The sequence below is a fragment of the Sporosarcina luteola genome (assembly GCF_023715245.1).
Lineage (GTDB): Bacteria > Bacillota > Bacilli > Bacillales_A > Planococcaceae > Sporosarcina > Sporosarcina luteola_C.
The window spans coordinates 312,383-322,854 of record NZ_JAMBNV010000002.1; the positions used below are offsets into that span (position 1 = coordinate 312,383).

The following is a 10,472-nucleotide window of genomic DNA, read 5'->3' on the forward strand; positions in this document are numbered from 1 at the left end:
GTATGGGACTGTTTTCGGCCTAATGTATGGGATTTTCATTAGGAGGCTATGTTAACGTACTCGTGCGAATCCGAATCCGGATGCAATGTCGTCTCCTCGTCCGGCATGATAACCGCCGAGGATGTCATATGTTTTCGCACGATTTTGCAAGTTGGCGCGAAGTTGAACGTTTGTGAAGCTAGGATTTTCCGCCCAGACTTTCGCTGCCAATCCTGCCACATGCGGTGTGGCCATAGATGTTCCGCTGATTGTTGCGTAACCGCCGTTGTACCAAGTTGAGAATATGGATGTGCCCGGTGCGGACAGTTCAACATCCCCCGTTTGGATGATATGATCGCCTGCTGTCCTTGAATGGCCCCGGGAAGATGAGTTGGCGACACGGTATGTGCTATTTTCCAACCGATTCTCGAGATTCGCAACTGCAATTGCTGACGGCAAGGCTGCCGGATAATCGATTGAACCAGGAGAAAAGCCATCGTTTCCTGCTGCCGCGATAATTAATGCGCCGCGGTCATACGCGTAATTTACAGCATTCGTGATCAACGAACTTTCTCCGTTCGAACCGAGGGACATGTTGATGACGACTTTCACCCGTTGTGCGTATGCCTCATCTGCCGCGTGTCGGATTGCATTCGCGATATCATCCGCATAGCCGCTTCCGGAGTCGTTCAATACTTTATACGCCCAAAGCTTTGCATTCGGGGCCACTCCGTAAACGCCTCTACGGTCATCGCCACCCTCTCCTAAGGCGGTTCCCGCAACGTGGGTCCCGTGCCCGTTTCGGTCGGTGCACGTATTATTCACTAGCGACGCGCTTTGCGTAAAATCCTTACATTGCTCCGCGTTGTAGTATAGATCGTTATGGTTCACATTGACGCCTGTATCGAGCACGGCGACTCTTACGTTCGAGCCGCCCGTCGTAGAAGTTAAGTTATTATCGTTATAGATTGCCTTGATTCCCCAAGGAACGGATTGGCTAGCGGCCGCTGCATCCACCTCATTATTCAGCTTCAAAGAGGACGGGTCGATCTGGATGGAGAGGACATCCACTTTTTCAACAGTGATATGCGGCATGTTTTGCAGCAGCGAGAATTCTTTCGCTGTCACATCTGTCGTGTAGGAATGGCCGTCGAATTCATTTCGGAGCTCGTAGTTTTGTTGAAGCTCTTGCAACTCTTGGTCAGTCGTTGCCGTGATGAGCACTCGGAACGTTTCGCCCCTTTGCTTCATCTGATTCTCTTTGAAATCCCGGAAATCGTCCTCTGCGTAGACAGCTCCTGTTGGCATCAGCATACTTGCTGTAAGCGCCATTACCGCGAGCACCTTCAATGGTCTCTTCATTCATTCTCCTCTTTTCCTAATAGATTCGGTTTTGCTATCCTTACTGTAGCAAACATTATGATTATAGGAAATTGGGAAAAACTCGCCTGGATTCGACAGTATCCCCGACTATTCTCTATATCTATCCACCCATCAAAAGGAACTAATTTGAATCAAAAGAACTAAAAAACACCAACCATTTACGCGGTTGGTGTTGGGCAAATTATTAATTCTCTGTTCAATTATACCTACCAATCAAGCTGTAACATCTCGTTTTATGAATGTCGAAAAGCTGATAAGAAGGAAGACCACGATATAAACGGCTAATACCGCAAGCGAGAAAGGCAACGTCAAGTCAGGCACTAACATCATGCCCGTTTCGAATTGGGTCAGGTCCATATGTGTGAAGAACAAGTACTTTGCAATTTCGTATTTCGAAAGCAAGGCGCTGATCGTTGAGCCGGTGAAGTAAATGAACAGTGACAGACCGATTGCGAGTGAGCTGGAGCGGAAAACGCTTCCGATTGCAAATGCGAATGTCGAAGTGATGAATACGTTACCGAATGAAAGAAGCAGCATATACAGACTCTTGCTCCAAACCGACCAATCCGATAAGCTCTCTCCTGCCCCCGATTTGAATAAAAGCATCGCCAACAGGATATAGACAACGTAACCAATCAGCATAAGGAAAATGCCAAAGAGATTCACGGTCAGGAATTTGGATACAAGAATCTTCCATCTTTTTACCGGGCGTGTCAGCAGCATCTTAATCGTACCCTGGGAAAACTCGGACGCGACAATGCCCGCTGCAACGATGACCGTCAGCAATAAGACAGTTCCGCCCAGTGAAGATGGATCCTGGATCATCCCTTCCCTTGTCATTTCGCCACCCATATTCTGCAAGCTAATCCATTTCATCAAGCCCATCATTCCGACTGTCAAGACGACAAGAATACCGACCATGATCCATGTTCCTTTTTTATGCCACAATTTCATCCATTCATTTTGCATAAGCTTCAGCAATCTGGCCACCTCCAGTCATCTCTAAGAACTCATCTTCCAACGTTTTCCGATGCGGCTGAACCGCAAACACTTGCAGCCCTTCGGCAATGAACGACTCGACCAGGTCCGGGATTTGATGTTGCTCCGCATTGACGAGCAATCCATCTGTAAACGGCTCCACCGTGAACCCTCCATCCGTAAGCAGTTGCTTCGCCTTTTCCGCCGGCGTTGCTTCAATATAATAGAACGATTCCCGCGCCTCGGACATTTCACGGATATCGATCAGCTTGCCGTTTTGGATGATGGCAATCCGGTCGCACATGAGCTCAATTTCGGAGAGCATATGGCTGGAAACGAAGACGGATACCCCTTCTGTTTCTGCAATCTTACGAAGGTACTGCCTGAATTCACGGATTCCAGCAGGATCGAGTCCATTCGTCGGTTCATCCAAAATCAAGAACTTCGGCCGGTGCAGGATAGCCTGCGCGAGGCCTAAACGTTGACGCATTCCGAGCGAATAGGTCCCTACTTTTTCATGGATACGATTTTGCATCCCGACTTGGCGGACGACATCATCGATCCGCTCCTTCGTCACACCTTTATGCATGCGGGCAAAATGCAGCAAATTCTTATAACCTGACATAAATTTATACATTTCAGGATTCTCAACAATGACACCAACCTTTGAAAGGCCTACCTCGAAGTTGTCCCGCAATGAAACCCCTTCGATGACGATATCGCCCTCCGTCTGCTTCATGAGCCCTACCATCATTCTGATCGTCGTCGTTTTCCCCGCACCATTCGGACCGAGGAAGCCCGTGATCTGCCCCGGATACAGCGACAGATTCAAATTGTCGATGATTTTCTTGCTTCGAATCGTTTTGGATAAATTCTTCAATTCCACTACCGGCTTCATTTTCCCAACTCCCTTTCCACTTGTGAATCTTTGAAAAGTGACACCATCCAGCTCGTTGCATCGATTCCGTAAAAATCCCTTATTTCATCGACCGCCTCATGGGCGATCAACCGCCCGCCCCGCATGACGATGATTTCATCCAGCAGCGGCTCCACTTCCCGAATTTCATGCGTCGACATGATGACCGACTGACGCTCCGGGTCCGTAAAACGAATGAGCCCTTTCGCGATATCTTCCCGGACCATTGGGTCAAGGCCTGAAAACGGTTCGTCGAGCAAGTAGTAATCGGCTTCCCTCGCAAGCGTCACGGCGATTTTCACACGTCCACGGTTCCCTTTGGACAAGCTTTTTATCCGCGAAGTAAGCGACACATTCAGAAATTGCACAATCTCCTTCGCTTTGACCATGTCGAAGTCCTCGAATTGTGATTCGTAGAAATCGATCAGCTGCTGCACGGTAAAGTACGTATAGAAATCATCGGTGTCGGACATATAGGCAACTCGTGAAGCAATACGCCGCGTAATTGGTTGCCCGTCAAACGCCGCGCTGCCGCTATTCGCTGTCAATAAACCCGCCATCATCTTCAATAATGTCGACTTGCCGCTTCCATTTTCACCGACAAGTCCGATCACTTTCCCTCTAGGAATCGACACAGTCACATCCTGCAATGCCCTTTTACTGCCATACTTCTTCACGATATGTTTCAACTCAATCATTTCCGCCACCCCGTTCCTGCAGACACTTTACAATTTCGTCAGTCGTAAATCCGAATGCCGCCACACTTTGAAGGAATGTCGTCACGAGCTGCTCCTTCATTTCATTGCGAAGCGCCTTGATTTTCTCTTGATTTTCCGTCACGAACGATCCCTGCCCCCTTCTTGTCTCAGTGATCTCCATCTGCTCCAACTCCCTGTAGACGCGCTGCATCGTGTTCGCATTCACGCCAACTTCAACTGCGTATTCACGGACGGAAGGCAACTTCTCCCCCGCCTTCAAAGTGCCACGCATAATATCCCCCAAAATCCGGTCGATGAGCTGCTGGTAAATCGGCTTATCCGGTAAAAAATCAATGCTCATCGTCAGTACCTCACTTTCTTTTCAAGCAGGATTGCTCCGCTAACGAATAATACAATTGAAACGGCGATGAAGATTAGTGTGCTGGCGAGAGGATCCATTGTCTTCATTACTACAATCAGAAATCCCCATATGATTACCCCAAACGAGATGGGAATGAGTGTAAGTAGTACTGCCAGCCAACCATGCCTGATTTCTAAAGTTTTATAGACTACCCATATTAGCAAGCCCGCCGTTATCATGAAAATGGTATTGGCAAACAATTTCTGCAGTGTTAGCACTCCTGGGATGATTCCTGCAATACCTCCCAAGAAATAAGCGAATACGCCTAGGACGCCCCAAATCAGAACAAATCCCACCATCAAAAGTAGTACCATTCCCACTTTCACAAATAATAGCTTCCAAATTGAAGCGGGTGAATGCAGCCATAGATCCGGCTGCTTCAAATCCACTTGCAGACTATGCAGGAACAATGCCAGGGCGAAACCGATAAGTATCGTCGAAAACATGTGAGCGAGCTCATCAGGATCCACAATTCCGCCAACCGCCGCAGGTGCAAAACTTGAAACAGCTAGCACGATGAAAATTACGACAAAGGCGAACAGTGAATACCTCAAGAGCACCCACTCTTTTCTCAATAAACCATTCCAGCTCGTCATAGCCTCACCCTCTTCTCAAACAAGGCGATTGCCAAATAGAACAAACCGACAGTGAAGAGAACCGCGAATATAATCTCTCCAGTGTACAAAATTGTATCCGTGACGGTGAAGTAATTGTATTGGAGATCGATTACCGGATTCTTAATAGACATCAAATCGAAACCGCCTACCTGTATGAATTTTCCGTAAAAATCGGAAGCCGTAACCTCACCGTATATCCTTATTGAAATGATGAATAAAAGTAATGTAACGACAAAGGAAAACCCTTTAAGAAAAGGCTTCAACAACTGGTCGATGACGATAAAGAAAAATCCGTAAACCATGAACTGTATGGAAGCGAGAAATACTCCGCCGATCAGAAAACTTCCATAGAACAACAACTCATTGAAAATGGCTTCCCGTTGAGGTGTAATTGCAAAACCAATCGCAACAACAAATGCTGTAACAAGCAAGTACGCCAAGCCCAGTCCAGATGACATCACCATTTTTACCGCCACGAGCTTTACAGTGGAGGCTGTCGAATGAAACCATAAATCAGGCCTTTTCATGTCCTTATTAAACATCATCGAGAACGCAATGATAGGAACCAATATGCATGCACCCGCTGCTACGAAACCAATGACCATCGTCATTTCGAATACGGAAACTTCCCCTGCTACAAGCACCCCCGCAAAGTACGGCAATATAAACAATCCCGCTAGTAGCAGGAAGACCACCACAATGATCTGCCCTCTCCACTGGACCCATTCCTTCCGCAATAAACCATTCCACTGCTTCACCATCTACCCCTCCTGTACTGGTGTATTAGTTACATAGTACACTAATGACAACTGGAATGTAAAGGAAATTGAATAACCTGTATGAAATGAATCGAAAGTCCCGGTGCAGTCATTGAATGGAGTTATCGATCAAATTCCGAAGGTTATCGGTCACTTCCAGGAAGATATCGGTTACTTGAGCGAGGTTATCGGTCACTAATAGGAAGTTATCGGTCATATTCACATTTATATCGTCACTTCAGGACTAATGGATCACCCCATTCATAGAGAGTTTAATTTGTCAGAGGCATTTATCACGACAAAAGAGGGGGACCTATAGAATTCGGCCCGAATAACTTATCACGAAGTAAATAACCCATAAGCAACCCTTATACATATTGTTCCATTTCCCGTCATAGCTTCTCTTGACCAACTCATCTACACTGAAGGTAACAACCTAAAAGGGGCGAATGACGATGACTCAATTTCTTACTGGTATTGACCATATCCAAATCGCGGCACCTCCTCAATCGGAAGAGCAAGCACGCGAATTTTACGGCAACCTGCTCGGAATGGAGGAAATTCCGAAGCCAGAAAACTTGCAAGCCCGTGGCGGCTGCTGGTTTAAATGCGGCTCACATGAAGTCCATATCGGCATCCAGGCCGATTTCATGCCAGCCAAAAAAGCGCATCCCGGCTTCACCGTACATGCGCTTGAACAATTGAAATCCCGATTGGAAACGGCCGGATATGATATTTCAGAAGAACCGCCGATTGCAGGGCGTGCCCGCTATTTCACACATGATCCGTTCGGCAACCGGGTTGAGTTTTTGGAGTTTGAATGAAGTGAGTTAATCCAGGAGCAGACGGACATTTTCAAGTATATCCGCCAGTGCTACCTCATCAATATGTTCGATGAAACTGGCTTCTCTTGCGCGCCAATCTAGACTACGCACCTGGTCGGAAAGCACAATTCCAGAGGTTTTTAATGAATCCTTTAGCATGACTTCAAATGGATAGCCTTTTTGTTTTGAAGTCACAGGACAGACTAGGACTAGTCCTGATTTTTCATTATAAGCGGAAGGCGATAAAACAATAGCCGGGCGTCTTCCCGCTTGTTCTGCCCCGGATTGTGGCGAGAATAATAGCCAGATCAGATCCCCACGTTCCGGCACATACTTCACCATGCTTCTCCTCCCTCTGGCTCTCCAAATTCAATTTCAGAATGAATATTATCTTCTTTGATACCATCAATCATTGCCTGAAGAGACTTTCGTTTTGGCTCGATAATTAAACGATCATTTTCAACGTAAAGGTAAACTTCGGAGTTTTCACGCAGCAATAGTTCATCGCTAACCGTTTTGGGAATACGGATGCCGAGACTATTCCCCCATTTCTTCACTTGGTACATGTCGACACACCACCTTCGTATATACATTGTATATACAAAGGTGTAATATGTCAATTAAGACACAATAATATCCTTCTCCTGCTGATCCAGCCGGTTTAATTCTTCCATCGCTTCATCGTGTTTCCGCCGCAACTGGTCCTGCACGCGGCGAACGTCGTGGAGCACGGTGTTCAACTTGCCCTTCGCATCTGTAATCCGCGAATGGACCGCCCAGTCGGAGAAAATATTATCAAAGAAAATATCCGTAAATGTGAAAATGTCGTTTTGATTCACATTGAACGATTCCGTCGCGGCATTTTGGACGTCCATCAATTCCGTTTCATAATGGCGAAGCGCCCGTTGCGCACGATGTACAAGATCATCCGAACTATTCATTTCCGAATACTTCAGCGCCGAAACGATGAGCCCGCCACCTAAGAACGTATCCCACATGGACAGTCCTTCCGCGTTGCCTAGCTTATCCAGCGCAGCATCCAGCGTCCGTTTCGCTTTATCGCCCGCTTCATACGCCTCGTCAATTTCCCTCACTAACGATCGGATACGAACCCGGTCATCGGCAATTTTCTGCAGCGTCCCATTTGCCACAGTATCATTTTGCCGGATCCACGCCTCTTTCTCCTTTAAGAAATCTTCCCAATCCTCATCGACATAGAGGAAGTCCTCCCGGTTCATCTCGGCGCGCAGCCTCCCGACTTCCGCTTTTAAATCGGTCACCGTCTTTTCGGCTTCATTATATTTCAGCTCAGCCTCCGCGACTTCATTAATCTCCTTTTCCATTTGCTCATCCCATTTGCCTGTCCACTCTTTAATTTTATTCCCAAATGAAAATTTGCCCAACTTCACAACATCCTGCTGCTCCTTAGACAGCTGCCGGTGCAGGCGATCGCGCAACTGGATCGCCTCCTTATATTGCGCCTCCGCCCCGTCGAGACGGCGCTTCACTCGATTCCGTTCATTTCGCAGCATCGTCAGCTCCATTTGCCGTTCATGGATACCCGTCCTCATCGCACTCACTCCTTTCCTCATATACGGAGGAAGGTCAGTTGAGGTTTCAATAAAGCTTGATACAAATCAATGTTTCCAAGACGTTTTAACCGTATGCTAAATCTAGAGGTGATACCGATGAAAAAGCTTTTCATTCTGCTACTCGCATTATTGCTATTGGTTGCTTGCACCCAAGAACCGACAGTCGCCATTCTTCCAGACCCCGCGCCAGATCAAGAGATATCATACTCGGAAGAAGGACTATCACTGGAACTTGTAGAAAGTATATTCGAAGAGTCGCCCGCAGCCATCCACACCATTGTCCGAAACGACAGCGGACAGCCGTACCGTTTAGGCGAATTCTATCATATCGAAATGAAAGTCGACGGCAAGTGGCATGTCATCACCTATTCAGACGCTGTATTCCTGAACAACCCGAGCTTCAGAGATTTCGGCAACATACTGAAAGATGGCGAGGAAGGTCGACAACTATTTTCAGTCGAAGCACTTGGCATCACCCTCATACCGGGTGACTACCGACTCGTCAAAACTTTCCTTTCCATCACGGAGCCATACCACGAAGTTTCCGTCGCCGCCACATTTTCCGTGGAATGAAGGAGGACATGAATTGGAACAGATATTCAAGCAAGACCAAATGAAAAAACCTGCATCTGACCAAGAAATCACACTTGCAGAAGAAACCCTTGGCAGAAAGTTGCCGCCTGATTTTATACAATTATTGAAAATCGCTAATGGGGGATATGTCAACACCGCGCATAGGGCATTCCCCGCGGACTTCCAGATTGAAAGCGGAGATGTTTTCATTGAAGTGGAAGAGATCATGGGCGTGAATGAAGAAGGCATCCTTTTAAGTGACTATTTCATCCAAGAATGGGGATTGCCCCAACAGCTCGTCCTCTTCGCAGGTAGTGGCCATGCCTGGCTCGCCTTTAATTATGAAAATAGGGACACCCCGAATGTCGTCTACGTTGAGCCGGATGATGGGGACGGAAACAACTTCCACGTCTTGGCGGAATCATTCACGGAATTCGTCGATAAACTGACAAAGATATAGTGAAAAAAGCCGCCCTATTATAAGGCGGCTTTCATCAATGTTTAATTTCCCTGCGTAGTTTCCGGTGGTTCCGGCGGGCGGGACCAGTGTCGAATAACCGTTTTTCCGCTTCGGTTTCAGGGTAGACGCCTGGAACCGGTGTCGGCTTGTTGTGTTCATCCATGGCGACCATCGTCAGGAATGATTCCGTTGTCAGCTTTTTATCGCCTGTCAACAGATCCATCGAATGCACCGAGACGAATATTTCCATCGATGTACGCCCTGTTGAGCTGACGACAGCTTCGAGTTCGAGTACATCCCCGACCTTCGCCGACGACAGGAAGTCGACCGAATCGATGGAGGCAGTGACGGCTGCCGCCTTGTTCGAATGTTTCATTGCCGCAATGGCAGCAATTTCATCTATGTATGCCAAGACCTTTCCACCAAAAATCGTCTGCATATGGTTCGTGTCTGGCGGCAATACAAGTTTCGAAATGATTGTGCGTGATTGGCTCATCGGCCGTTGTTCCATAGTTGTCCATCTCCTTATAATTCTCTTCTACAGTATACCCACTTCCAAAAAGGTTGAACAGGCTCACTCGAACAGCATCAGGGAGTAAGGATGTGTGAATGAAAACCCGTCATCCCGCTTCACACTTTCCTCGACAATCCTGCCTCCCTCCATTACATACACTCGATCGCATAAATGCTGCACGACTTTGAGATCATGAGAAATGAACAGAATCGCCATGCCCATCTCCCGATTCATCTTCTGAATAAGCTCTACAATCTCTTTTTGAATCAACCGATCCAGATTGGACACGATTTCATCGCATATCAACAGCTTCGGCTCCACAAGCATTGAGCGCAGCAAATTCACCCGCTGCCGTTCACCGCCGCTTAATTCCGAAGGACACCGGTCCAAATGTTTCTCTTCCAAGCCCACTTTTCCCAGCATCGTTAGGATATAAGCATCCCGATCGCCTTTCATCAACCGTACTGGTTCTTTTAAAATATCACGGACCGTCCAGGAAGGGTTCATAGCAGCGGACGCGTTTTGGAAGACGATTTGACAGGAGGCATAGAAATCACCCGCTGGCGTGAATGAAACCAATCCTTCATCCACAGGCTCCAATTGCATTATCAGGCGCGCCAATGTACTTTTCCCGCTGCCGCTTTCCCCGACGATTCCGACGAGTTCACCGTCGCCTACCGACAAATTAATGTCGTGAAGGATGGTCTTCCTTTGCTTTCCCCTGCCATAGCTTTTCGATAGATGTTCAACCCTCAGCAA

At 47.4% G+C, this 10,472-nt stretch carries 15 protein-coding genes; 3 read left to right on the forward strand and 12 right to left on the reverse strand.

Annotated features, from left to right (window positions below):
• Positions 1-51: 51 nt before the first annotated feature.
• The 7 genes from M3152_RS13080 to M3152_RS13110 form a co-directional block, all read right to left on the reverse strand.
• Positions 52-1,341 (reverse strand): S8 family peptidase, encoded by a 1,290-nt coding sequence (locus tag M3152_RS13080; protein ID WP_251695616.1) that lies wholly within the window; start codon positions 1,339-1,341, stop codon positions 52-54.
• A gap of 234 nt (positions 1,342-1,575) precedes the next feature.
• Positions 1,576-2,343 (reverse strand): ABC transporter permease, encoded by a 768-nt coding sequence (locus M3152_RS13085; protein ID WP_251695617.1) that lies wholly within the window; start codon positions 2,341-2,343, stop codon positions 1,576-1,578.
• Positions 2,321-3,238, reverse strand: coding sequence for an ABC transporter ATP-binding protein (locus M3152_RS13090; protein WP_251695618.1), 918 nt, complete (start codon positions 3,236-3,238; stop codon positions 2,321-2,323). Before M3152_RS13090 ends, M3152_RS13085 begins: the two co-directional genes overlap by 23 nt.
• On the reverse strand, positions 3,235-3,954 hold the full coding sequence (locus tag M3152_RS13095; protein ID WP_251695619.1) for an ABC transporter ATP-binding protein: 720 nt from the start codon (positions 3,952-3,954) through the stop codon (positions 3,235-3,237). The genes M3152_RS13090 and M3152_RS13095 overlap by 4 nt, the downstream gene beginning before the upstream one ends.
• Positions 3,947-4,315: a GntR family transcriptional regulator gene (locus tag M3152_RS13100; RefSeq protein ID WP_251695620.1), complete on the reverse strand. Its 369-nt coding sequence runs from the start codon at positions 4,313-4,315 to the stop codon at positions 3,947-3,949. The genes M3152_RS13095 and M3152_RS13100 overlap by 8 nt, the downstream gene beginning before the upstream one ends.
• Positions 4,316-4,317: 2 nt before the next feature.
• Positions 4,318-4,971 carry a hypothetical protein gene (locus M3152_RS13105; protein ID WP_251695621.1) on the reverse strand — a complete coding sequence of 218 codons (654 nt, stop codon included), beginning with the start codon at positions 4,969-4,971 and terminating at the stop codon, positions 4,318-4,320.
• A complete protein-coding gene (locus M3152_RS13110) occupies positions 4,968-5,750 on the reverse strand; it encodes a hypothetical protein (RefSeq protein WP_251695622.1) in 783 nt (260 codons plus the stop codon). Before M3152_RS13110 ends, M3152_RS13105 begins: the two co-directional genes overlap by 4 nt.
• A 455-nt stretch (positions 5,751-6,205) precedes the next feature.
• On the opposite strand from M3152_RS13110, the gene M3152_RS13115 reads away from it, so the two are divergent.
• Positions 6,206-6,574, forward strand: a complete 369-nt coding sequence (locus tag M3152_RS13115; protein WP_251695623.1) for a VOC family protein — start codon at positions 6,206-6,208, stop codon at positions 6,572-6,574.
• Between the two features lie 6 nt (positions 6,575-6,580).
• Here the strand turns inward: M3152_RS13115 and mazF are convergent, their stop codons facing one another.
• The 3 genes from mazF to M3152_RS13130 are packed head-to-tail and all read right to left on the reverse strand — an operon-like array spanning position 6,581 to position 8,145.
• Positions 6,581-6,916: an endoribonuclease MazF gene (mazF, locus tag M3152_RS13120; protein ID WP_251695624.1), complete on the reverse strand. Its 336-nt coding sequence runs from the start codon at positions 6,914-6,916 to the stop codon at positions 6,581-6,583.
• Positions 6,910-7,140, reverse strand: a complete 231-nt coding sequence (locus M3152_RS13125; RefSeq protein ID WP_251695625.1) for an AbrB/MazE/SpoVT family DNA-binding domain-containing protein — start codon at positions 7,138-7,140, stop codon at positions 6,910-6,912. The genes mazF and M3152_RS13125 overlap by 7 nt, the downstream gene beginning before the upstream one ends.
• A 54-nt stretch (positions 7,141-7,194) precedes the next feature.
• Positions 7,195-8,145 carry a hypothetical protein gene (locus tag M3152_RS13130; RefSeq protein ID WP_251695626.1) on the reverse strand — a complete coding sequence of 317 codons (951 nt, stop codon included), beginning with the start codon at positions 8,143-8,145 and terminating at the stop codon, positions 7,195-7,197.
• 117 nt (positions 8,146-8,262) lie between these two features.
• On the opposite strand from M3152_RS13130, the gene M3152_RS13135 reads away from it, so the two are divergent.
• Together M3152_RS13135 and M3152_RS13140 are read left to right on the forward strand one after the other, a co-directional pair.
• Complete coding sequence (locus tag M3152_RS13135) at positions 8,263-8,739, forward strand: immunoglobulin-like domain-containing protein (RefSeq protein WP_251695627.1); 477 nt, start codon at positions 8,263-8,265, stop codon at positions 8,737-8,739.
• Between the two features lie 13 nt (positions 8,740-8,752).
• Complete coding sequence (locus M3152_RS13140; protein WP_251695628.1) at positions 8,753-9,199, forward strand: SMI1/KNR4 family protein; 447 nt, start codon at positions 8,753-8,755, stop codon at positions 9,197-9,199.
• A gap of 34 nt (positions 9,200-9,233) precedes the next feature.
• On the opposite strand, the gene M3152_RS13145 is transcribed toward M3152_RS13140, so the two are convergent.
• The gene (locus M3152_RS13145; RefSeq protein WP_251695629.1) at positions 9,234-9,710 is read right to left on the reverse strand and encodes an acyl-CoA thioesterase; all 477 of its coding nucleotides are present in this window, start codon (positions 9,708-9,710) and stop codon (positions 9,234-9,236) included.
• Between the two features lie 63 nt (positions 9,711-9,773).
• Complete coding sequence (locus M3152_RS13150) at positions 9,774-10,472, reverse strand: ABC transporter ATP-binding protein (protein WP_251695630.1); 699 nt, start codon at positions 10,470-10,472, stop codon at positions 9,774-9,776.

What these genes read in the sequence shown, in the direction of transcription:
- M3152_RS13080 (WP_251695616.1), bottom strand. Translation starts at nt 1,341, where the DNA reads ATGAAGAGACCATTGAAGGTGCTCGCGGTAATGGCGCTTACAGCAAGT.
- M3152_RS13090 (WP_251695618.1), bottom strand. Translation starts at nt 3,238, where the DNA reads ATGAAGCCGGTAGTGGAATTGAAGAATTTATCCAAAACGATTCGAAGC.
- M3152_RS13095 (WP_251695619.1), bottom strand. Translation starts at nt 3,954, where the DNA reads ATGATTGAGTTGAAACATATCGTGAAGAAGTATGGCAGTAAAAGGGCA.
- M3152_RS13100 (WP_251695620.1), bottom strand. Translation starts at nt 4,315, where the DNA reads ATGAGCATTGATTTTTTACCGGATAAGCCGATTTACCAGCAGCTCATC.
- M3152_RS13105 (WP_251695621.1), bottom strand. Translation starts at nt 4,971, where the DNA reads ATGACGAGCTGGAATGGTTTATTGAGAAAAGAGTGGGTGCTCTTGAGG.
- M3152_RS13115 (WP_251695623.1), top strand. Translation starts at nt 6,206, where the DNA reads ATGACTCAATTTCTTACTGGTATTGACCATATCCAAATCGCGGCACCT.
- mazF (WP_251695624.1), bottom strand. Translation starts at nt 6,916, where the DNA reads ATGGTGAAGTATGTGCCGGAACGTGGGGATCTGATCTGGCTATTATTC.
- M3152_RS13125 (WP_251695625.1), bottom strand. Translation starts at nt 7,140, where the DNA reads ATGTACCAAGTGAAGAAATGGGGGAATAGTCTCGGCATCCGTATTCCC.
- M3152_RS13130 (WP_251695626.1), bottom strand. Translation starts at nt 8,145, where the DNA reads ATGAGGACGGGTATCCATGAACGGCAAATGGAGCTGACGATGCTGCGA.
- M3152_RS13135 (WP_251695627.1), top strand. Translation starts at nt 8,263, where the DNA reads ATGAAAAAGCTTTTCATTCTGCTACTCGCATTATTGCTATTGGTTGCT.
- M3152_RS13145 (WP_251695629.1), bottom strand. Translation starts at nt 9,710, where the DNA reads ATGGAACAACGGCCGATGAGCCAATCACGCACAATCATTTCGAAACTT.